Origin of the sequence: Enterobacter sp. 120016, assembly GCF_018383635.1 — a bacterium.
GTDB lineage: Bacteria > Pseudomonadota > Gammaproteobacteria > Enterobacterales > Enterobacteriaceae > Enterobacter > Enterobacter asburiae_D.
In genome coordinates this window covers 17074-38626 of sequence record NZ_JAHAWC010000019.1, presented here as the reverse complement: position 1 = coordinate 38626, position 21553 = coordinate 17074, and the positions used below count along the sequence as shown (strand labels likewise).

Genomic DNA, 21553 nt, shown 5'->3' with positions numbered 1-21553 from the left:
TGTTTCCGGGTGTCGCAAGCTATTCAAAACACGAATAACAGCGGACCCGCAGTATTTCAAAAAGATAACCGTTACCCTTTTTCGCCCTTATCATTTTTGGTGGTAGCGACGAAAAAATGGTCTAAAACGTGATCAATTTAACACCTTGCCGGTTGACCGTAAAGAAAGATGCGCTACATACAAGTGTAGCACCGTTCTGTACGTGTAAATTCCTGAATACGGCTATGGCTGACGAATACGCCGCCTTGTCCCTCTCACGCTTCATCAACCGTAAAACTGCCATCCCAGAGTCAACAATGTTAGGATGGTTAGCGATTGATAATGACGGTAACAAGCATGTTAGACAATGTTTTGAGAATTGCCACACGCCAAAGCCCTCTCGCGCTCTGGCAGGCACATTATGTGAAGCAGCGCCTCGAAGCCTGCCACAGTGGATTGCGCGTCGAGCTGGTGCCGATGGTCACGCGCGGTGACGTGATCCTCGATACGCCCCTGGCGAAAGTGGGCGGCAAAGGCCTGTTTGTCAAAGAGCTGGAACTGGCATTGCTTGAGAACCGCGCCGATATCGCCGTACATTCGATGAAAGACGTGCCCGTCGAGTTCCCGGAAGGGCTGGGGCTGGTGACTATCTGCGAGCGCGAAGATCCGCGCGATGCGTTTGTCTCTAACCACTATGACTCCCTCGACGCGCTGCCGGAAGGGAGCGTGGTTGGCACGTCCAGTTTACGCCGTCAGTGTCAGCTGGCGGAGCGTCGTCCTGACCTAATCATTCGCTCGCTGCGCGGTAACGTCGGCACGCGTCTGGGCAAGCTGGATAACGGCGATTACGATGCCATTATCCTCGCCGTTGCCGGCCTGAAGCGTCTGGGGATGGAGTCGCGCATTCGCGTGGCGATGCCGCCAGAACTGTCGCTGCCGGCCGTGGGCCAGGGTGCCGTCGGCATCGAGTGCCGTCTGGACGATGCGCGTACCCGCGAACTGCTCGCGCCGCTGAACCACGACGAGACCGCTATTCGCGTAAAAGCCGAGCGTGCAATGAATACCCGCCTCGAAGGGGGATGCCAGGTACCGATTGGCAGCTATGCTGAATTAACAGATGGCGAACTGTGGCTGCGCGCGCTGGTGGGCGCCCCGGACGGTTCGCAGATGGTACGCGGCGAACGTCGCGGTAAAGCGCAAGATGCCGAGCAGCTTGGCGTGTCGCTGGCTGAAGAGCTGCTGGATAACGGCGCCCGCGAGATTCTGGCTGACGTTTATAATGGAGAGCCCCCTGCATGAGTATTCTCGTCACCCGCCCTTCTCCCGCAGGAGAGCAGTTAGTGAGCCGTCTGCGCGCACTGGGGCAGGTGGCCTGGAGTTTTCCGCTCATTGAATTCTCCCCCGGTCGGGAGCTCTCTGCGCTCGCCGACCAGATGAATACCCTTCAGGAAGGCGACCTGCTGTTTGCGCTGTCGCAACATGCCGTGGAATTTGCCCACGCGCAGCTGCAACAGCAGGGTTTGACCTGGCCAACCGCCCCCCGCTATTTCGCGATTGGCCGCACAACGGCACTGGCGCTGCATACCGTAAGCAGCGCGGACGTTCGTTACCCGTTAGATCGGGAAATCAGTGAAGTCTTGCTACAATTACCTGAATTACAAACTATTGCCGGAAAGCGTGCGCTCATTTTACGCGGTAATGGTGGCCGCGAACTATTGGGCGAAACGCTGCGTGAACGTGGTGCAGACGTAACGTTCATTGAGTGTTATCAGCGCTGTGCAAAACACTACGATGGCGCGGAAGAGGCGATGCGCTGGCACGCGCGCGGCATTAATACGCTGGTGGTCACCAGCGGTGAAATGTTACAACAGCTTTGGTCGCTGATACCGCTTTGGTATCGCGAAAACTGGTTACTCCGCTGTCGGCTTCTGGTCGTCAGTGAGCGTCTGGCGAACCAGGCCCGGGAACTGGGCTGGCAGGATATTCGGATCGCTGATAACGCCGACAACGATGCGCTGCTGCGCGCATTACAATAACTCTCAAATGGGAAGCCATAATGACGGAACACGACAAATCCTCCGCCGTGGTTGAAGAGACCAGGGAGACTGTGGAGACGACGCCACAGCCAGAGACGACAGAGAAAACCGCTGAGAAGAAAAACGGCAGCAATAAAACGAGCCTCACGCTGAGCGCGATTGCCATCGCCATTGCGCTGGCAGCAGGGGTTGGCCTGTACGGTCTGGTGAAGCAACAGGGTGCTAATCAAACGTCCACCAGCGATGCGCTGGTGAATCAGCTCACTGCCCTGCAAAAAGCGCAGGAGACGCAGAAAACCGAGCTGGAAGCTGTGATTAAGCAGCAGGCCGCCGCGCTTGCCGAGGCGAACAGCAAACAGGAAGAGCTGACCAAACAGCTGGGCGACGTGCAGCAGAAAGTCGCCACGATTTCCGGCACCGATGCCAAAACCTGGCTGCTCTCGCAGGCGGACTTCCTGGTGAAGCTCGCCGGACGTAAGCTCTGGAGCGATCAGGACGTCACCACTGCCGCCGCGCTGCTGAAAAGCGCCGATGCGAGCCTGGCAGACATGAACGACCCGAGCCTCATCGCGGCCCGTCGCGCGATTACCGAAGACATCGCCAGCCTCTCCGCCGTCTCGCAGGTGGATTACGACGGTATTATCCTCAAGGTGAACCAGCTTTCGAATCAGATTGATAACCTGCAGCTGGCGGATAATAACGACGACGACTCCCCGATGGATTCCGACGGTACCGAGCTTTCCAGCTCCCTGAGCGAATGGCGCATAAACCTGCAGAAAAGCTGGCAGAACTTTATGGACAGCTTCATTACTATTCGCCGTCGCGACGAAACCGCCGTGCCGCTGCTGGCGCCGAACCAGGATATCTATCTGCGCGAGAACATTCGTTCCCGCCTGCTGGTAGCGGCTCAGGCCGTACCGCGTCATCAGGAAGAGACCTACAAACAGGCACTGGATAACGTCTCAACGTGGGTACGCGCCTACTACAACACCGATGATGCGACGACCACCGCCTTCCTCGAAGACATTGATAAGCTGAGCCAGCAGAACATCACCATGAACGTGCCGGATAAGCTGGCCAGCCAGCCGATTCTGGAGAAACTGATGCAGACGCGCGTACGTAACCTGCTGGCGCAGCCGGGCGTGCCGGCAGAGCCGTCGGGCGGGGCGGCACCTGCCCCGGCTCCGGCACCTGAAAGCGCACCGCAAGGAGAGTAATGATGCTAAAAGTTCTCTTACTCTTCATCCTGCTGATCGCCGGGATCGTGCTGGGCCCCATGCTTGCGGGCCATCAGGGTTACGTCCTGATCCAGACCGATAACTACAACATCGAAACCAGCGTAACGGGCCTGGCGATCATTCTGATCCTCGGCATGGTGGTGCTGTTTGCGATCGAGTGGATCCTGCGCCGTATTTTCCGCACCGGTGCCCACACGCGCGGCTGGTTCGTTGGCCGTAAGCGCCGTCGTGCCCGTAAGCAAACGGAGCAAGCGCTGCTGAAACTGGCCGAAGGCGATTATCAGCAGGTAGAAAAGCTGATGTCGAAAAACGCCGACCATGCCGAACAGCCGGTGGTGAATTATCTGCTCGCAGCCGAAGCGGCGCAGCAGCGCGGTGACGAAGCCCGCGCCAATCAGCATCTGGAGCGAGCGGCAGAGCTGGCTCATGGTGACCCGATTCCGGTAGAAATCACGCGCGTTCGTCTGCAGCTGGCGCGCAATGAAAATCACGCGGCTCGCCACGGTATCGATCGCCTGTTGGAAGTTGCGCCACGTCATCCGGAAGTGCTGCGTCTTGCCGAGCAGGCGTATATTCGTACCGGCGCCTGGGGTTCACTACTGGACATCATTCCGTCAATGGCGAAGGCCGAGGTAGGCGACGATGAACATCGTGATGAGCTTCAGCGTCTGGCATGGATTGGCCTGATGGATCAGGCGCGCGCCGACCTGGGCAGTGACGGTCTGAAAACGTGGTGGAAGAATCAGAGCCGTAAAACGCGCCAGCAGGTTCCTCTGCAGGTTGCCATGGCGGAACATCTTATTGAATGTGACGACCATGACACGGCTCAGGAAATCCTTCTCGACGGTCTGAAGCGCCAGTATGACGATCGTCTGGTGATGGTGATCCCGCGCCTGAAAACTAATAATCCAGAGCAAATCGAAAAAGTGCTGCGTCAGCAGATTAAAACCGTCGGTGACCGCCCGCTGCTGTGGAGCACGCTTGGTCAATCGCTGATGAAGCACGGAGAATGGCAGGAGGCGAGCCTCGCCTTCCGCGCGGCGCTGAAACAGCGTCCGGATGCCTTCGACTACGCATGGCTTGCCGATACGCTGGACAAGCAGCATAAGCCGGAAGAGGCAGCCGCCATGCGGCGAGATGGGTTGTTGTTGACGCTGCAAAATAACGGTACGCAGCAGTAAATAAAAAGGAGGCCATCTGGCCTCCTTTTTTACGCCCATAAAAAAACGCCTGCTATAAAAGCAGGCGTTAAAACAGGTCTGTAAGACAACATATTTGGTGCTTCACTCAACGTTGTGTCCATGGTGTCTGATGAGGCCGAAGCGACATCTGTCAGTGGACGATAAGCACCGTAAATGGCTCTGCGTCATTCCTGAGTTTATGAGGCACTAAGGCGAACATAAGAGATGGAATGAGCATCTACACGCATATTATTGCACGTAACGTGCCAACATGACACCCAGAACTTTTACATGACGCAACATTTTAAGATAAAAGGAAATTATGCTGTTAAGCGCCGTCTTAAGCGCTAGAACGTATCGGGAAAAGACGGGAATATGTCGCCAGGAGGAGACAGCAAAACGCATAACTGGTTTTTTATCTATCTTTCAATGAGTTGTATGTCGCTGGATTGCGACAATGAAAAAGGACGTTGTTGGGAAAAGACGACAGGGATGAAGAATCGCAGAAAACAAAAAACCCCGCCGAAGCGGGGTTCAAAATTGGTCGGCGAGAGAGGATTCGAACCTCCGACCCACTGGTCCCAAACCAGTTGCGCTACCAAGCTGCGCTACTCGCCGATGTACTGCTTTTTTGAATTTTTAGTTCAATTCATTTAAAAAGTCGTGGTGCGAGGGGGGGGACTCGAACCCCCACATCCAAAGGACACTAACACCTGAAGCTAGCGCGTCTACCAATTCCGCCACCTTCGCAATTCACAACTCTTTCAAATAATGGGGTGGCTAATGGGATTCGAACCCACGACAACTGGAATCACAATCCAGGGCTCTACCAACTGAGCTATAGCCACCACTGTATTCTTAACTCACGCGGTACTGACTACTTCTCAGACCACCGCAGCTCCAGCACCGGGTAAATGGTGCGCCCGACAGGATTCGAACCTGAGACCTCTGCCTCCGGAGGGCAGCGCTCTATCCAGCTGAGCTACGGGCGCTTAGCGCCGTTGCGGGGCTGGATATTACGTACCTCCGTCCCCGCTGTCTAGTGCTTTTTTGAAAAAAATGCGCGTTTGGTTATGGTTTGCACATTTTGCCGCTTATTCCTCCACTTTCTGCGTGGTAGCACGGCGGCCCAGGCCAAAAAGCTTATATGCAGCCGTTACAGCCGCAAGGAAGATCACCCCGACAAACAGCGACATGCGGGTATCTTCATTAAAGTACATCCCGATTAATACGCAAATCAGGAACGCCATCGTCAAATAGTTCGCATAGGGGAACAGAATTGAGCGGAACGGATGGCTTTCAATCGCCTTTTTATGCGCCTGACGGAAACGCAGCTGGCTGATGAGGATAACAAACCACGGCACCATGCCCGGCAGTACGCTGGCGCTGTAGACGTAAACGAACACGCGCTGAGGGTTAGGAATGATGTAATTCAGGCAAGAGCCAATCAGCAGGATCACTATGGAGACCGCCACCCCCGCCACCGGCACCCCGGCACGTGAGACTTTGCTCATTGCCGCAGGCAGCTGGTTGTTCTTCGAGAGCGCATAGAGCATACGCCCGCAGCTGTACATCCCACTGTTACAGCCTGACAACGCTGCCGTCAGGACCACAAAGTTGATGATACCCGCCGCCGCCGTGATACCAATTTTGGCGAAGGTTAATACAAACGGGCTACCGGTCGTGCCAATTTCGTTCCACGGGAAGATGGTCACGATGACGAAGATCGCGCCCACATAGAAAATCAGGATACGCCACAGCACTTTGCCTACTGCGCTACGCAGCGTGACCTGCGGGTTTTTCGCTTCACCGGCGGTAATACCGATCAGCTCCACGCCCTGATACGAGGCCACTACGATACACAGCGCGGTCAGGAAGCCCTTCCAGCCGCCGGCGAAGAAGCCGCCGTTTTCGGTCAGGTTGCCGAAGCCGATAGCGTGTCCACCGTTGCCAAAGCCGAAGAAAATCACGCCCAGGCCGACGACAATCATCACGATAATCGTGGTGACTTTGATCATTGCGAACCAGAACTCAATTTCACCGTAAAGGCGCACGGCGGCCAGGTTTGCCAGCGCCACCAGCCCCACGGCAATGAGCGCGGGTATCCACTGGACCATGTCCGGGAACCAGAACTGGACGTAGACCCCTATCGCGGTGATCTCAGAGATGCCCACCGCCATCCACATAAACCAGTATGACCAGGCCGTCAGGTAGCCGAAGAACGGGCTCATATAACGATGCGCGTATACGGCGAAGGAGCCGGTTACCGGCTCCAGGAAGAGCATTTCACCCATGGAACGCATAATGAAGAAAACAAACAGCCCGGCGATAATATACGCCAGTAATACGGAAGGGCCTGCCCATTTGAGCGTACTTGCGGAGCCCATAAACAGGCCCACGCCGATAGTGCCGCCCAGCGCTATCAGTTCAATATGACGAGCTTCCAGCCCACGCTGTAGCTCCGGTTTTTTCTCTGCCATAGATCCTCGATTGTGTTTGCTGTTTCCCGGCTTAAGACCGGGTATTGTTTTTTAGGGGTACTAAAATACGGAGCGAATGGTTTCTTAAAATCTGCCAAATGGCAAACGATGCATTAAAAAAATGAATGCATTGCACAGATTATCAGCAGTTTTGCAGGCGAGTTGCAGCGCGAATAGCATATCGCGCTACATTTTGATTACATTTTCCCGGTGTAATGCCAGGCGAGGTAGCGAAGCAGACGGATCTGTCGTTTAATGCGCGTCGGTTGCGATAGCAGGCGGTACAGCCACTCCAGCCCCAGATTTTGCCAGACCTTGGGCGCACGCTTAACGTGGCCGGTAAAGACGTCGTACGTGCCGCCGACGCCCATGTAGAGGGCATCCGGACAGACCAGACGGCAGTCGCGCATCAGGATCTCCTGGCGCGGGGACCCCATCGCCACGGTGACAATTTTCGCCCCGCTGTCACGAACGCGCTCAAACAGAGCCTGCCGATCTTCCGGCTTGAAGTAACCATCCTGGCTGCCGACAATATTAACATTCCATTGACGACGCAGTTTCTCCTCCGTCTGGGCCAGTATCTCCGGCTTACCGCCAATAAGGAACACGGGCGTGCCCTGCGCACCTGCGCGGGCCATAAGCTGCTCCCAGAGATCGGCACCCGCCACGCGGGAAACATTAGCGTCAGGATACTTTTTACGGATAGAGCGGACCACGCTGATCCCGTCCGCATATTTAAATTCAGCCGCTTCAATCAGGCTTTTGACTTCCGCATTATCCTCAACCGCCAGCATTTTTTCCGCGTTGATGGCCACCAGCGTACCGGATTTCATCTGGCCGTCGGCGAACAGAAAGTCCAGCGCGTGCTGCATGTCGCGCCAGCCAATAAGCTGCAGGCCACGTAGCGCATAGCGCGGTGCAGAAATTTTATCAGTCATTACTATCCTTACTCAGACTTGCGACAGCGTTGTGCTGCCCTGCCGCTCGCGCTTGTGCACAAGCCCTGCGCTGTCAAACAGCCAGTACAGCAGTTTGGCCAGTAACAGGCAGATGCCGAACACGACCATGAAAAACACCACGCGCGACACGAAAGAGTCCAGCCCTTCGCGCGCCAGAACGATCATATTGAAAATGGCACCAAAGCAGAAGCTGTGCAAAATGGCGGCTTTATAGCGGTTGGTCTCTTCGTTGCCACGCACGTAAAGCCAGTCGAACCACTTGATAATCAGCCCCACGGCAACCGCCCCGGGGAGTATGAACCACGCCCCTCCCATCACCACCAGGGAACCAATCAGCGTTGGCGAGATTGCCAGACCGGAATGGTTATTCAGCACTTCCCAGGTAAAGTAATTTGCCGTGTTAAGCACCACGCCAGGCCGGTCCGGCCATAGCCAGGAAGGGATAAAGACGTAGAAGTCGCGAACAATCGGTGCCAGCCCCTGGAAATCAATCTTGTCGTAGTTTTGCAGCAGCAATGCCAGGTTTTCCCACGGCGAGAAGGTATCGCGCGTCAGGTAGAGGAACGTGTAAAACGCCTCATCGCCCGCCACGTTCATCCCGTAGCGCTTCAGCGCCAGCCAGAACATCCCCACAATGCCAAACACCCCTGCCGCAACCAGCATCCACAGCGAGATCCAGCCGCGGATGATGCCGATAAACAGGAAGATAGCGAAGGCGATAATAATGTTCGCGCGCGTACCGCCCACAATCATGTAGGTCAGAATGCCAAACGCGACGGTGCTAACCAGGAAGAACAGCCACGCTTTGCTGTCCTGACGCAGAAAAAAGATCACCAGCATCGCCGGAATGAAGAAGTAGAAGAAACGCTTAAGCGCCACGCCCGAGACTTCTGCCGAAAAAATCTGGCTGTAAGAGTGGAGCTTAAACAGCAGGAAGCCGTTGTGCATGAAGAAGATACCGACGCTGACCAGGGCGATGGTCATCAGCATCACCCACGTCAGGTGGGTCTCCACCCGATTCATGGTAAAAAGCGCCCGACGCGGGGCTGCAGCCTGCGCTGAACGCAGACGCGTTTTATAGGTGACGTAGTAGACCGCATAGAAGCAGGTCGCCGCCAGAAGCGCCTGGAGCAGGATTTCCGGCGGCGCGACGCTCACGTCAAAACGGAAGACCAGGATGCTGGTGAGCGGGAAGCCGAAAAAGAAGGTCAGCAGAAACAGTAACGAGAAGAACACGTTAAAGTTGAAGCGCACCCGGCGGAACTCAAACCAGGTAAGCGTGGCGATAAACAGGGTGCTCAGAAGCCAGACAACCAGTAAGCCGCTGAATTGCAACTGACTCATGCTTTGTCTCCTGAAGCGATACGCAGCGCGCGATGCCACGGCGTGAGGTAGTTCGGGCTGAAAAAATCGATGCTATTTTTATCCACCAGCGTGAGCTGGCGTTGGGCTTCCCGTACCACCTCGACATTCAGCGTGTCAGAGGTAAACAGCACCGGAATATGCTGCTCGGCCATGTCCTGCCAGAACGGGTTGTCGCGGTTGAGCACGCACGGTACACCCGCCTGAATCAGCAGACACAGCGTGCCGATTCCCTGCTGTCGGGCAAAGATGAAATAGCCGAGATCGCATTTTCTCAGCAGCGCAAGATACTCATCAAATTCCAGCTTATCGCTGAGGATGTGCAGATTTTCTGCACTAAACAGCGCAAGTCCCTGTTGGCGAACCTCATCAATATAGGCGTCGTTGTTGGCGGGATAGCCCATCGGCACCACCACGTTCACCGTGTCGCCGAACTGCTGATGCACCGCCCTGAGCGCCGCGACGTGTTCGTTACTGCGATCGCCGGAATTCCCCACCAGGATCGTTAGCTTGCCTTCACGCACCGCGTCATTCGCCATGGCGTTCAGCGCCGGATCCATGCGGGTTGGGAAATAGAGTAATTCTCCGCGCACGTTCGGGTGCTGTTTAGCAAAATAGTTGAGATCGCCTCGGGTGGCAAACACGCAGCCTACGCGCCCCTGCGCCATGCGGCGCAGCGGATAGAAAAGACGGAATTTCCAGCCGCGGGAGACTTCGTAGAGATCGGCTCCCCAGATATGCCAGCTGCACTGGGAGGGTTTAATCCCCCCGCTGAGCAGCGCCAGCCACAGGCCGGTATTGAACTGCCCGTGGAAAAAGAAACGTTGCTTACGATCCGCTTTGGCTTTGGCAACAACCGCCTTCGCCAGCGCGGCCTTATCCGGCCAGAAGCGAACAGTTAGCGCCGGAAATGCTGCGCTCAGGCCCTTATCCTGACCTGCAACCATAAACTCACGCGCATCAGGATTACCCGATGCCAGCTCGTCGTTGAAGAACCGCAAAACGGTCTGGTTATGGTGTGGGATATCCGATCCCAGGATGTGAATCAGTGCAGTCATGCGCGTTTACGCCACAATAAAAATACGCCGCAACAGGCGGCGAAATAAACGATATAGGTTGCCATGTAGGCCTGAGCCGCCCCCAGCGCACCGTGCGCGGGTATCAGCCAGTGTGAAAATGCTGTCAGTAACGCAAACTGGCTAATTTCCGCCAGGATATACAGCCGCAGGGACGCTTTTGCAATCACCAGATAGCCGAAAACGTAAGCACCCACTTTCAGCACATCACCCACCAGCTGCCAGGCAAAGAGATCGCGCATGGCGGTGAACTTCGCCGAGAACAGCAGCCAGATGGCGACATCGCGCAATAACCAGACGGTAAAGCTGGCCGCCGCAACGGCCGGCAACACAAAGCGCAGCGATCGGAAAATCTCACGGGTAATATCCTGTCTGGACGTCAGACGCGATAAGGTTGGCAGCAGGTAAACGCTAAAGGAAGCCGTAATAAACTGGAGATAGGCGTCGGAAATACTGCTTACGCCCTGCCAGATCCCCACTTCATCCCAGCTATAATGCGCCGCCAGCAGGTTTCGCATCATCACGTAGGCTACCGGCATCGTGACGGAGGTGATGAGCGCCATCAGGGTAAATTTACCCAGCTGGCTGGCAATCATCGTGTCCCATTGCGGTTTGAGGTAGCTCAGAGGGATGACGCCCCGACGCATCAGCATAAACGCCGCTGGCACAACAACCAGCGCCGGGACCAGCGCCAGCCCCAGCAGTGCGCCTTCATAGCCGCCCAGGCGAAAGCAGAAGTAATAGGCAATCACGCCGATGACGCTGCCCAGGATTAAGGCAAGCGCGTTCCCGGCAGCATCACGAAACCCTTTCATCAGCGCCAGCAGCAGGTTAGCCCAGGCAATGCCCATCTGGACCAGCGCAACCAGACGCACCAGCCCCTGGTAATGAGTGTGCCCGAACAACCCCTGGCTGATGGGCGCCGCCGCCAGCAGAAATATCATCGCCATCAGGGTCGAAAAACCCGTGACCATCGCCGAAGAGGTGCCCACCACTCTGCGCAGCTGAGCCGCATCATCGTGATACTGCGCAACGTATTTGGTCACGCCGTTGAAGATACCGGCACCGGCCAGCACCCCAAGGACGGTGACAAGCTGGCGGAAATTACCCGCCAGCCCCACGCCAGAGGGGCCAAATGAGACGGCCAGCAGCTTGACGACCAGCAGCCCGGCGCCAATTTTTACAAGCGTGGACGCGGCGGTCCACACCGATGCTTTTGCCAGAGACATATCAGCCGAAATAACTCAGAAGGGTATTAATCACCGTACGCTGGTTAACAGGCGCGAGGTTGTAAAACAGCGGCAAGCGAAGCAAACGCTCACTTTCTTTCGTGGTGTAACGATCTTCACCCGCGAACGTGCCAAACGCTTCTCCGGCCGGGCTGGAGTGCAGCGGGATATAGTGGAACACCGCCATAATCTCGGCCTCTTTCAGCCAGGCGATAAGCTCGCTGCGGTCGTCGTTATCGCGCAGCTTGATGTAGAACATATGCGCATTGTGGACGCAATCTGCCGGGATGGTCGGCAGTTCAATACGCCCTGCTTTGGCCAGAGGCTCAAGCGCATCGTAATACGTTTGCCACAGGGAAAGACGCTGAAGGTTGATACGTTCCGCCGCTTCCAGCTGCGCCCACAGGTACGCCGCCTGCAGATCCGCCATCAGATAGCTGGAGCCGATATCGCGCCAGGTGTATTTGTCTACCTGCCCCCGGAAGAACTGGCTGCGGTTGGTGCCTTTTTCGCGGATCACTTCCGCGCGCTCCACGAGAGCCCGGTCGTTAATCAGCGTCGCGCCACCTTCTCCACCCGCCGTGTAGTTTTTGGTTTCGTGGAAGCTAAAGCAGCCAATGTGGCCGATAGTGCCCAGCGCGCGTCCCTTGTAGGTGGACATCACGCCCTGCGCGGCATCTTCCACCACGAACAGATTATGTTTTTTGGCGATGGCCATGATGGTGTCCATTTCACAGGCCACGCCCGCGTAGTGAACCGGCACGATCGCGCGCGTTTTGTCAGTGATCGCCGCTTCAATCAGCGTCTCATCAATGTTCATGGTATCCGGGCGGATATCCACAAAGACGATTTTCGCTCCGCGCAGGACAAAGGCGTTCGCGGTGGAAACGAAGGTATAGCTCGGCATAATCACTTCATCACCGGGCTGGATATCCAGCAGCAGCGCCGCCATTTCCAGAGATGCCGTACAGGACGGGGTCAGCAGCACTTTGGCGCTGCGAAAACGCTGTTCCATCCACTGCTGACAGCGACGGGTAAAACCGCCGTCACCACAGAGTTTGCCGCTGCCCATGGCAGACTGCATATAGTCGAGTTCAGTTCCGACAACGGGTGGTGCGTTAAATGGAATCATCTTGTCACCTGTATAACCAGTAGGCGGTGGCGTCGATGTTGGCACCACTCGCAATATAACGTTTAAGCGCGGCGGTGTTGCCCAGTTGGGTCGCAACCCGCAGCGTCACAAGCTGCTGCTGCTGCGCCCAGTGCAGCGCCGCCTGCATGAGTTTCTCACCCATGCCGTGCCCGGCTAATAAGCCAATGCGCGCCTCGCGCTCGTTGAGCTTACGCAGAGAGACGAACCCCTGGATTTGACCGTCCCCTGCACGGAAAACCAGGCAGACGTGGTCAAAGGTGCCTTTGACCGCATTCTCTATCCACTGGGCATAGAAACGCCCGCTATCGTCAGGTGCATACCAGGGCGCACGAAAGCGGCTCTGCGCAAACGCCCGGGTCGCCATCTGACGCAGCACGGGGATGTCCCGATCCGTTGCAATTTCCGCGCCGGACGCATCGTGCCGGGTGAGGGAAATGGAAAGATCGACCTCACCTTCAACCAGCTGAAAGCCATGCTGCTGGAGCGCGTCAAGCAGATCGGCACGCTCCGCAGGGATCTTCGCCTGCACCCGTTGCCAGGCGATAAAATCTGATTCAGCCAGCACCGGCGCGTCATCGCGCAGACGCACGATGGCCGACGGCAGGCCGAAAAAGGCACTCTCCCACTGCAGGGACTCGAGCACCCCATTCAGGCTATTCAACGCCAGACACCTTTGGTATCCACAATATACTGCTGACGAACGGCATCGCCGGACGTCGCTTTAAACTCTTTATGATCCACCAGCAGCACCAGCACGTCCGCCGCCGCCAGCGCGTCGTCCAACGCCGTCAGCGTGCAGTGCCCCGCCAGTTTTGCCGGTAATTCATGAATATTCGGCTCAACCACCAGCGTTTCCCCCTTGTGCCATTCGGCAATCATCTCGGCAATTTCCATCGCCGGGCTTTCACGCAGATCGTCAATATTGGGTTTAAATGCCAGACCAAAGCAGGCAATTTTCAGCTCGCTGGCGCGCTTGCCGCTCTCTGTCAGGCAATCCGCTACCGTCGCTTTAACCTGATTGAGCACCCAGTGAGGCTTGCTGTCGTTCACTTCACGCGCGGTGCGAATCAGACGCGCCTGCGCCGGATTCTGCGCCACGATAAACCACGGATCGACGGCGATACAGTGTCCGCCCACGCCCGGGCCTGGCTGGAGAATGTTTACACGCGGATGGCGATTTGCCAGGCTAATCAGCTCCCAGACGTTAATCCCCTGATCGGCGCAGATCAGCGACAGTTCGTTCGCAAAGGCGATATTGACGTCGCGGAAGCTGTTTTCCGTCAGCTTGCACATCTCGGCGGTGCGGGAGTTGGTCACCACACACTCGCCTTCCAGGAAAATCTTGTACAGCGCGCTGGCACGTTCGGAACAGACGGGCGTCATACCGCCAATGACGCGGTCGTTTTTAATCAGTTCGACCATGACCTGGCCCGGCAGGACGCGCTCCGGACAGTAGGCGATGTTGATATCTGCCTGCTCACCCGCCTGCTGCGGGAAGCTTAAATCAGGGCGCGCGTCGGCCAGCCACTGTGCCATCTGCTCGGTAGCACCGACCGGAGAGGTCGATTCCAGGATCACCAGCGCCCCTTTCTTCAGCACAGGTGCGATGGATTTTGCCGCCGCCTCGACGAACGCCATGTCGGGCTCGTGGTCGCCTTTAAACGGGGTGGGGACGGCAATCAGGTATGCATCCGCTTCAACTGGGGTCGTGCTGGCACGCAGGAAGCCCCCCTCTACCGCCTCTTTCACCACGCGGTCAAGATCGGGTTCCACAATATGAATTTCGCCACGGTTGATGGTTTCCACCGCGCGTGCGTTGATATCCACACCGACAACCTGTTTTTGACGAGAGGCAAACGCCGCCGCGGTGGGCAAGCCAATGTAGCCAAGACCAATGACAGAGATGGTAGTAAAACTCATAGCGATACCCGATTGTGTTTAAGTGCATGCAAAATACGACCACAAGCCTGCCCGTCTCCATACGGATTGTGGGCCCGGCTCATCGCCTGATACGCTTCATCGTCGTGCAGCAGGCGCGTGACCTCTTCGACGATCAGCTGTGCGTTGGTGCCGACCAGACGCACCGTACCGGCCTTGACGGCTTCCGGACGTTCGGTCGTTTCACGCATCACCAGCACCGGTTTGCCGAGGGATGGCGCTTCTTCCTGAATTCCGCCGGAATCGGTGAGGATCAGCCAGGCATGGTTCATCAGCCAGACAAACGGCATGTAGTCCTGCGGTTCGATCAGCAGAACGTTTTCGACGTGGCCCAGGATGCGGTTAACCGGCTCGCTGACGTTAGGGTTAAGGTGTACTGGATAGACAATTTGCACATCGTCGTTCTGCGCGGCGATTTCAGCCAGCGCATGGCAGATTTGCTCAAAACCCCGGCCAAAACTTTCGCGTCGGTGGCCAGTGACCAGAATGGTTTTTTTGCCGTTGTGAAGGAACGGATAGCGGGCAGCGAGTTCTTTCTGAAGATCGCTATTTGCCAGGACGCGGTCACGTACCCAAATTAACGCGTCAATGACCGTATTGCCGGTCACAAAGATTTTGTTATCGGCGATATTTTCACGCAGCAGGTTCTGACGCGAGTTTTCCGTTGGCGCAAAGTGGTACATCGCCAGATGACCCGTTAACGTGCGGTTGGCCTCTTCCGGCCACGGCGAATAAAGATTGCCGGTACGCAGACCCGCCTCAACATGCCCCACGGGAATTCGCTGGTAAAACGCGGCCAGGCTTGTCGCCACGGTAGTGGTGGTGTCACCGTGTACCAGCACCACGTCAGGTTTGAATGACTCCAGGATCGGCTTAAGCTCTTGCAGAATGCGACAGGTTATCTCCGTTAGCCCTTGTCCCGGCTTCATAATATTAAGGTCGTAATCCGGGACGATGGAGAAGAGCGTTAAAACCTGATCGAGCATCTCACGGTGTTGGGCCGTGACGCAGACTTTCGCTTCAATATCAGGATCGCTGGCCAGCGCATGAACCAGAGGTGCCATCTTAATGGCCTCCGGCCTGGTGCCAAATACGGTAAGTACTTTCACATCGATTCTCTTCGATTAGGCGATGAAGGCCGCAGCCTTCATCGTAGACGGCGTTCTTAGTTTTTGCGACGACGCGTTAACGCCACGCCAGCGCCCGTCAGTGCGCCTACAATCCCCCACATAATCATCAGGAATGCACGACGCGGACTATCGCGTTTTACAGGTTCTTCAGGCGTTCGCAAATAACGATAGGTCTGAAAACGCGGGTCCAGGGATGGACCGACATTAAGCGTATTGAGCATCGCGCGATTTTGATCGTAATCGAGGTCAAAATCAGGCCCAACGGCCTTCAGGTTTTCCAGACGCGCCTGCAGCATAGGGCGACCAAGAAGGAACATTTCAGAGTCAGGCAGTTCATCAGCCGGCACGTCCGTCTCAGTACGGGAAATATTGTGCTGTTCCGCAATTTTCAGCGCCTGCTCAATGTTATGCACGCGGCGACCGAAAATGGTATTCGCCACCTCTTCCTGACGTTTCACCTGCGCTTTCATCTGGATGGTACGAGCCGCCCAGGCACCTTTAAGCTCTTCGTTAAGATGGCTTGCGGCACGCTGGCTGGCAAATGCGACGTACTGACGCAACAGGTTGTTGGCATCCGGCGCGGTTTCTGCAATCAGCTTGACGCTGTCGTTGACGTTACGCAGCGCGTCGCCCGGCATGAACTGAATATTGTTAATCAGATCGTCCAGCAGGGCGGCATCGGCTTTGGTGTTATCAACCCGGCGCTGCTTGTAGTAATCCGTCTGGGACCAGAAGTCGCGGCGGGTATCCCACGAAGCCAGCTGCATCACAAACTCTTTATAGGCTTCATCCATAACGGAGGCCTGGTCTGGCGTTGCAAGACTGGCTTTGATGTCCAGGTTTCGCAGGAATTGCTGCTGGGAATAGTATCCCCCAAGCATATTAACCGTTGGCCTGTCTGTGATTGCCGTGGCGCTCCACTCTTGTTTTGCAAAGAACGTATAGGCCAGCGCTAACAGTGCAAACCCCAGCGCGATCCCCGCAATCCAAAGTTTGCCTGCCCATAACACGCGAAACAAACCCCGAATATCCAGTTCATTCTCAGTTACCACTGATTTCGCTCCCGCCAACGGTTGAGTCATCATAGTCCCGGTTTTACTTAGTTAATGTTGTATTTTTGCCACTGTTACGACGCATCCTGCGTTTAAGACGTTTAATAAATCGCGCTACTTTCCATGCGCGCTTAATGCAGTAGCCGTACAGGAAAAATGCCAGCAAGAATAATGCCAACATAACCCATTCAGGAATAATATGAGAATATTCTGCAGCTACACCAATCGCGGCCAAAATAGCGGCGGCAAGCGTAATCAGCACAAATGCCTGACGAGAAGTAAAACCCGCGCGCATAATGAGATGATGAATGTGTTGGCGGTCGGGAGAGAAAGGACTCATCCCTTTGCGCAGGCGGCGGTACATAATCGCCACCATATCCATTAATGGGATGGCAATAATCCACAGCGCTGTTACGGGACTTATCGGATGGGTTTGACCCTGTGTGGTTTCAAGCAGGATCCAGATAACCGTAAAACCAATCAGCGTACTGCCCGCGTCTCCCATAAAGACTTTATAGCGGCGGCCCAGCACTCCGAGGTTTAAGAGGATATAAGGCAGAATGGCGGCAATCATGGCGAAACACCACATTGCCAGACTGTACTGGCCATCAAACCATAAAATAATGCCGATAGCGGCGAACGAGACGGATGACAACCCACCGAGCAGGCCGTCGATGCCATCCACCATGTTGAAAGCATTGATTGCCGCCCAGACGGCAAAGAGTGTCAGGAAGAAGCCAAATGGGCCCAGAACTAATTCCCAGGGGCCGAACACATAGCCGAGGCTTCGCAGATACAGTCCGCCCACAACCATCATCACCACGCCAATGCCCGCCTGAACGGTGGCGCGTATTTTCACCGCGATATCGAACCGGTCATCAAGAGCACCGACTAACACCAGTACACCGGCACAGGCAATGTAGAGGGCGGCATGCGGGATATAATAATCGGCAATACCAAACGTGAAGCAAATCCCTGCGTAAACAGAAATCCCGCCGACTAAAGGAATAAGTCCCTGATGGCGTTTACGAAAATTAGGCTTATCCACCAACCCTATTCGTTTTGCCACCTTGCGCGCAATGAACAAAAAACAGGTTGTGAATAAAAAAATACTGATCAGTTCAGTAACGGCGGTGAATAGATTCACAATGGATTGCTCTCAACAAATGTTAGTCCCGGAAGTATAACCATGAAGCCACAGCCTCAGAAGTAATAAAGATGGCTTCTTACAACTCCCTTTGTATATTTTTCAATCAATTATTTCTTTAGCTGCACAAACGGCCCTATTGTCGCACCGACCGGTCAAAATTGGGAGTAGATGGTACTAGCGTATAGTCCAAAAATGAAAAACGCCACGTAAAAACGTGGCGTTTGCTGGCTTTATTTGCGTTACGAGCGTTTCATCATGTCGAAGAAATCGTCGTTGGTTTTGGTCATCGCCAGTTTGTTAATGAGGAACTCCATCGCGTCAATTTCACCCATTGGATGGATGATTTTGCGCAGGATCCACATTTTCTGCAGCTCTTCCTGCGTGGTGAGCAGCTCTTCTTTACGGGTACCGGAACGGTTGTAGTCGATAGCCGGGAAGACGCGTTTTTCAGCGATTTTACGAGAGAGGTGCAGTTCCATGTTACCTGTACCTTTAAATTCTTCGTAAATCACTTCGTCCATTTTTGAACCGGTATCGATCAGCGCCGTCGCGATGATGGTCAGGCTGCCGCCCTCTTCCACGTTACGTGCGGCACCGAAGAAGCGTTTCGGACGATGCAGGGCGTTAGCATCCACACCACCGGTCAGCACTTTACCGGACGCCGGCACCACGGTGTTGTAGGCACGCGCCAGACGGGTGATGGAGTCGAGCAGGATGATCACGTCTTTCTTGTGCTCAACCAGGCGTTTCGCCTTCTCGATAACCATTTCCGCAACCTGAACGTGGCGAGAGGCTGGCTCGTCGAAGGTAGAAGCAACCACTTCACCTTTAACCAGACGCTGCATCTCGGTCACTTCTTCCGGACGTTCGTCAATCAGCAGCACCATCAGCACGCAGTCTGGGTGGTTGTAAGCGATGCTCTGCGCGATGTTCTGCAGCAGCATGGTTTTACCCGCTTTCGGCGGTGCCACAATCAGACCACGCTGGCCACGACCAATTGGTGATGCCAGATCCAGAACACGTGCGGTTAAGTCTTCGGTAGAACCGTTACCACGCTCCATGCGCAGGCGAGAGTTCGCGTGCAGCGGCGTTAAGTTCTCAAAGAGGATCTTATTACGCGAGTTTTCCGGCTTGTCGTAGTTAACTTCGTTAACTTTCAACAGCGCAAAGTAGCGTTCACCCTCTTTAGGAGGACGAATCTTACCTGAAATGGTGTCACCAGTGCGGAGGTTGAAACGGCGGATTTGGCTAGGAGATACGTAGATGTCGTCAGGGCCGGCGAGGTAGGAGCTGTCTGCAGAGCGGAGGAAACCAAATCCGTCTTGCAATATCTCCAGCACACCGTCGCCAAAGATATCTTCGCCACTCTTAGCGTGCTGCTTCAGGATGGCGAAAATGATGTCCTGCTTGCGCATACGAGCCTGGTTTTCCAGCCCCATATTTTCGCCGAGAGTGATCAGCTCAGAAACCGGCGTATTCTTTAATTCGGTAAGATTCATAATGGTGTGGGTTCTTAAACTCGGGGTGATTCTCGAACTTAATGTTGTGAATGGTATGGCAGGGTCATCCATGCCTGTTTAGCGGCCATCAACTCATGTCTGTTCGCTGTCTGGTCACAGGGAAAGAACGCAGAACTGAAACGACAAGACGGATTGAGTGACAAGCCCGGAATTTAGCCACTTCACGCACTGTTCATGTCAACAACGGGAAGTATCGGGTAAAACAAGATTCAAACAACAAGATATGTTTAAAATGAAGTCATAGCTAACTTAGCACGACTTCAGCCGGGCGTCCAGAGTTCCACATCATTTAGCCGGGAGCTCTGAACGCACAGCGGAGAAACCTTACGCCAGGTTAGCGTCCAGGAACTCTTTCAGTTGACCTTTGGACAGCGCGCCCACTTTGGTCGCCGCCACTTCGCCGTTTTTGAACAGCAGCAGGGTCGGAATGCCACGGATACCGTATTTTGGTGCGGTGCCCGGGTTCTGGTCGATGTTCAGCTTGGCAACGGTCAGTTTGCCCTGATATTCGTCGGCGATCTCATCCAGAATCGGGGCGATCATTTTGCAAGGACCACACCATTCAGCCCAGAAATCGACGAGGATCAGCCCGTCAGCCTTAAGTACGTCCGTGTCAAAACTGTCGTCAGTCAGGTGAATAATTTTATCGCTCATATATAACTCCACAGGAATAAGCCTGGTACGTTGGTTTTGTCTCCACCAACGACGTGTTGATGTCGCATTAACCAACTAAAGGTTGACTTTATTTCACCGGATACGCTTTCGTAAAGCAATAGTAAGCTGATATTCTACCACACTATGAGCAAAACACATTTAACAGAACAGAAGTTTTCCGACTTCGCGCTGCACCCGCAGGTGATTGAAGCCCTTGAAAATAAAGGGTTTCATAACTGCACGCCCATTCAGGCCCTCGCGCTGCCGCTGACGCTGGCCGGTCGCGATGTTGCCGGGCAGGCGCAAACCGGTACCGGCAAAACGATGGCGTTTTTAACGTCAACGTTTCATTATTTACTTTCTCACCCAGCGATTGCAGACCGCAAAGTTAACCAGCCGCGCGCGCTAATTATGGCCCCGACGCGAGAACTGGCGGTACAGATCCACGCAGACGCTGAACCCCTGGCGCAGTCTACCGGCCTGAAGCTTGGCCTGGCCTATGGCGGCGACGGCTACGATAAACAGCTGAAAGTGCTGGAAAGCGGTGTGGATATCCTGATCGGTACCACCGGTCGTCTTATCGACTACGCTAAACAGAACCACATCAACCTCGGCGCAATCCAGGTTGTGGTGCTCGATGAAGCTGACCGCATGTACGATCTGGGCTTCATTAAAGACATCCGCTGGCTGTTCCGCCGTATGCCTCCGGCCAATCAGCGTCTGAATATGCTGTTCTCTGCAACCCTCTCATACCGCGTTCGCGAACTGGCGTTCGAACAGATGAACAACGCCGAATATGTAGAAGTGGAACCTGAGCAGAAAACGGGTCACCGCATTAAAGAAGAGCTCTTCTATCCTTCCAATGAAGAGAAAATGCGTCTGCTGCAAACGCTGATCGAAGAAGAGTGGCCAGATCGCGCCATTATCTTCGCGAACACCAAACACCGTTGTGAAGACATCTGGGGCCATCTGGCTGCAGACGGTCACCGTGTTGGCCTGCTGACCGGCGACGTGGCGCAGAAAAAACGCCTGCGTATTCTTGAAGAATTTACCTGTGGCGATCTCGATATTCTGGTCGCAACCGACGTTGCTGCTCGTGGTCTGCACATTCCGGCCGTGACGCACGTCTTTAACTACGATCTGCCAGACGACTGCGAAGACTACGTACACCGTATCGGTCGTACCGGTCGTGCGGGCGCAAGCGGTCACTCGATTAGCCTTGCGTGTGAAGAGTATGCGCTGAATCTTCCAGCCATTGAGACTTATATCGGTCACTCTATTCCGCAGAGCAAATACAATCCGGAAGCGCTGTTAAGCGAACTGCCGCCGCCTAAGCGTCTAACCCGCCCACGCTCCGGCAATGGTCCGCGTCGTTCAGGCGGCGCACCGCGTAATCGTCGTCGTTCAGGTTAAAAA

18 protein-coding genes and 4 tRNA genes are annotated in these 21553 nt (G+C 55.1%); 5 read left to right on the top strand and 17 right to left on the bottom strand.

Translation table 11 applies throughout. The annotated features are described in order from the left end of the window. The first annotated feature begins 336 nt into the window (after window positions 1–336). The 4 genes from hemC to hemY are packed head-to-tail and all read left to right on the top strand — an operon-like array spanning window position 337 to window position 4434. The gene (gene hemC / locus KIF87_RS20175; protein WP_159515112.1) at window positions 337–1278 is read left to right on the top strand and encodes a hydroxymethylbilane synthase; all 942 of its coding nucleotides are present in this window, start codon (window positions 337–339) and stop codon (window positions 1276–1278) included. Further along, a complete protein-coding gene (gene hemD / locus KIF87_RS20170; RefSeq protein WP_148244762.1) occupies window positions 1275–2015 on the top strand; it encodes a uroporphyrinogen-III synthase in 741 nt (246 codons plus the stop codon). The genes hemC and hemD overlap by 4 nt, the downstream gene beginning before the upstream one ends. Window positions 2016–2035: 20 nt before the next feature. After that, entirely contained in the window at window positions 2036–3232 is a 1197-nt protein-coding gene (gene hemX / locus KIF87_RS20165; RefSeq protein ID WP_063145026.1) for a uroporphyrinogen-III C-methyltransferase, read from the top strand. A gap of 2 nt (window positions 3233–3234) precedes the next feature. Then, the gene (gene hemY, locus KIF87_RS20160; protein WP_213330390.1) at window positions 3235–4434 is read left to right on the top strand and encodes a protoheme IX biogenesis protein HemY; all 1200 of its coding nucleotides are present in this window, start codon (window positions 3235–3237) and stop codon (window positions 4432–4434) included. A 541-nt stretch (window positions 4435–4975) separates the two neighbouring features. Here hemY and KIF87_RS20155 read toward each other — a convergent pair. The 17 genes from KIF87_RS20155 to trxA all read right to left on the bottom strand — a co-directional run bounded on the left by KIF87_RS20155 (window position 4976) and on the right by trxA (window position 20137). Further along, window positions 4976–5052, bottom strand: a tRNA-Pro gene (locus tag KIF87_RS20155). Window positions 5053–5098: 46 nt separating this feature from the next. Further along, a tRNA-Leu gene (locus KIF87_RS20150) sits at window positions 5099–5184 on the bottom strand. A gap of 22 nt (window positions 5185–5206) precedes the next feature. Further along, window positions 5207–5282: transfer RNA gene (locus tag KIF87_RS20145), tRNA-His, on the bottom strand. 67 nt (window positions 5283–5349) lie between these two features. After that, window positions 5350–5426 (bottom strand) — tRNA-Arg (locus KIF87_RS20140). Between the two features lie 102 nt (window positions 5427–5528). Next, a complete protein-coding gene (gene thrP, locus KIF87_RS20135; protein ID WP_213330354.1) occupies window positions 5529–6914 on the bottom strand; it encodes a bifunctional threonine/serine APC transporter ThrP in 1386 nt (461 codons plus the stop codon). A gap of 197 nt (window positions 6915–7111) precedes the next feature. After that, window positions 7112–7852, bottom strand: a complete 741-nt coding sequence (wecG, locus tag KIF87_RS20130; RefSeq protein ID WP_029739560.1) for a lipopolysaccharide N-acetylmannosaminouronosyltransferase — start codon at window positions 7850–7852, stop codon at window positions 7112–7114. Window positions 7853–7864: 12 nt separating this feature from the next. After that, complete coding sequence (wzyE, locus tag KIF87_RS20125; RefSeq protein ID WP_213330352.1) at window positions 7865–9217, bottom strand: ECA oligosaccharide polymerase; 1353 nt, start codon at window positions 9215–9217, stop codon at window positions 7865–7867. After that, window positions 9214–10293 (bottom strand): TDP-N-acetylfucosamine:lipid II N-acetylfucosaminyltransferase, encoded by a 1080-nt coding sequence (locus tag KIF87_RS20120; RefSeq protein WP_213330350.1) that lies wholly within the window; start codon window positions 10291–10293, stop codon window positions 9214–9216. The genes wzyE and KIF87_RS20120 overlap by 4 nt, the downstream gene beginning before the upstream one ends. Beyond that, window positions 10290–11540, bottom strand: coding sequence for a lipid III flippase WzxE (gene wzxE / locus KIF87_RS20115; protein WP_213330348.1), 1251 nt, complete (start codon window positions 11538–11540; stop codon window positions 10290–10292). The genes KIF87_RS20120 and wzxE overlap by 4 nt, the downstream gene beginning before the upstream one ends. A 1-nt stretch (window position 11541) precedes the next feature. Next, window positions 11542–12672, bottom strand: coding sequence for a dTDP-4-amino-4,6-dideoxygalactose transaminase (gene rffA, locus KIF87_RS20110; protein WP_023309640.1), 1131 nt, complete (start codon window positions 12670–12672; stop codon window positions 11542–11544). A 4-nt stretch (window positions 12673–12676) separates the two neighbouring features. Then, window positions 12677–13354, bottom strand: coding sequence for a dTDP-4-amino-4,6-dideoxy-D-galactose acyltransferase (gene rffC, locus KIF87_RS20105; protein WP_213330346.1), 678 nt, complete (start codon window positions 13352–13354; stop codon window positions 12677–12679). After that, complete coding sequence (gene wecC / locus KIF87_RS20100) at window positions 13351–14613, bottom strand: UDP-N-acetyl-D-mannosamine dehydrogenase (RefSeq protein WP_213330344.1); 1263 nt, start codon at window positions 14611–14613, stop codon at window positions 13351–13353. The genes rffC and wecC overlap by 4 nt, the downstream gene beginning before the upstream one ends. Then, window positions 14610–15740, bottom strand: coding sequence for a non-hydrolyzing UDP-N-acetylglucosamine 2-epimerase (gene wecB / locus KIF87_RS20095; RefSeq protein WP_121423335.1), 1131 nt, complete (start codon window positions 15738–15740; stop codon window positions 14610–14612). Before wecB ends, wecC begins: the two co-directional genes overlap by 4 nt. 56 nt (window positions 15741–15796) lie before the next feature. Next, on the bottom strand, window positions 15797–16843 hold the full coding sequence (gene wzzE, locus KIF87_RS20090) for an ECA polysaccharide chain length modulation protein (RefSeq protein ID WP_213330342.1): 1047 nt from the start codon (window positions 16841–16843) through the stop codon (window positions 15797–15799). 13 nt (window positions 16844–16856) lie between these two features. Further along, on the bottom strand, window positions 16857–17960 hold the full coding sequence (gene wecA / locus KIF87_RS20085; RefSeq protein WP_024907962.1) for a UDP-N-acetylglucosamine--undecaprenyl-phosphate N-acetylglucosaminephosphotransferase: 1104 nt from the start codon (window positions 17958–17960) through the stop codon (window positions 16857–16859). 242 nt (window positions 17961–18202) lie between these two features. After that, window positions 18203–19462, bottom strand: coding sequence for a transcription termination factor Rho (rho, locus tag KIF87_RS20080; protein ID WP_001054528.1), 1260 nt, complete (start codon window positions 19460–19462; stop codon window positions 18203–18205). Window positions 19463–19807: 345 nt separating this feature from the next. Then, window positions 19808–20137: a thioredoxin TrxA gene (trxA, locus tag KIF87_RS20075; RefSeq protein WP_006179218.1), complete on the bottom strand. Its 330-nt coding sequence runs from the start codon at window positions 20135–20137 to the stop codon at window positions 19808–19810. A gap of 144 nt (window positions 20138–20281) precedes the next feature. Here trxA and rhlB point away from each other — a divergent pair, with 144 nt between their 5' ends. Continuing rightward, on the top strand, window positions 20282–21550 hold the full coding sequence (gene rhlB / locus KIF87_RS20070) for an ATP-dependent RNA helicase RhlB (RefSeq protein ID WP_213330340.1): 1269 nt from the start codon (window positions 20282–20284) through the stop codon (window positions 21548–21550). Window positions 21551–21553: the final 3 nt, after the last annotated feature.

Bases quoted from the DNA above. Each gene is read 5' to 3' on its own strand.
- hemC (WP_159515112.1), top strand. From the start codon at position 337: ATGTTAGACAATGTTTTGAGAATTGCCACACGCCAAAGCCCTCTCGCG.
- hemD (WP_148244762.1), top strand. From the start codon at position 1,275: ATGAGTATTCTCGTCACCCGCCCTTCTCCCGCAGGAGAGCAGTTAGTG.
- hemX (WP_063145026.1), top strand. From the start codon at position 2,036: ATGACGGAACACGACAAATCCTCCGCCGTGGTTGAAGAGACCAGGGAG.
- hemY (WP_213330390.1), top strand. From the start codon at position 3,235: ATGCTAAAAGTTCTCTTACTCTTCATCCTGCTGATCGCCGGGATCGTG.
- thrP (WP_213330354.1), bottom strand. From the start codon at position 6,914: ATGGCAGAGAAAAAACCGGAGCTACAGCGTGGGCTGGAAGCTCGTCAT.
- wecG (WP_029739560.1), bottom strand. From the start codon at position 7,852: ATGACTGATAAAATTTCTGCACCGCGCTATGCGCTACGTGGCCTGCAG.
- wzyE (WP_213330352.1), bottom strand. From the start codon at position 9,217: ATGAGTCAGTTGCAATTCAGCGGCTTACTGGTTGTCTGGCTTCTGAGC.
- KIF87_RS20120 (WP_213330350.1), bottom strand. From the start codon at position 10,293: ATGACTGCACTGATTCACATCCTGGGATCGGATATCCCACACCATAAC.
- wzxE (WP_213330348.1), bottom strand. From the start codon at position 11,540: ATGTCTCTGGCAAAAGCATCGGTGTGGACCGCCGCGTCCACGCTTGTA.
- rffA (WP_023309640.1), bottom strand. From the start codon at position 12,672: ATGATTCCATTTAACGCACCACCCGTTGTCGGAACTGAACTCGACTAT.
- wecC (WP_213330344.1), bottom strand. From the start codon at position 14,613: ATGAGTTTTACTACCATCTCTGTCATTGGTCTTGGCTACATTGGCTTG.
- wzzE (WP_213330342.1), bottom strand. From the start codon at position 16,843: ATGACTCAACCGTTGGCGGGAGCGAAATCAGTGGTAACTGAGAATGAA.
- rho (WP_001054528.1), bottom strand. From the start codon at position 19,462: ATGAATCTTACCGAATTAAAGAATACGCCGGTTTCTGAGCTGATCACT.
- trxA (WP_006179218.1), bottom strand. From the start codon at position 20,137: ATGAGCGATAAAATTATTCACCTGACTGACGACAGTTTTGACACGGAC.
- rhlB (WP_213330340.1), top strand. From the start codon at position 20,282: ATGAGCAAAACACATTTAACAGAACAGAAGTTTTCCGACTTCGCGCTG.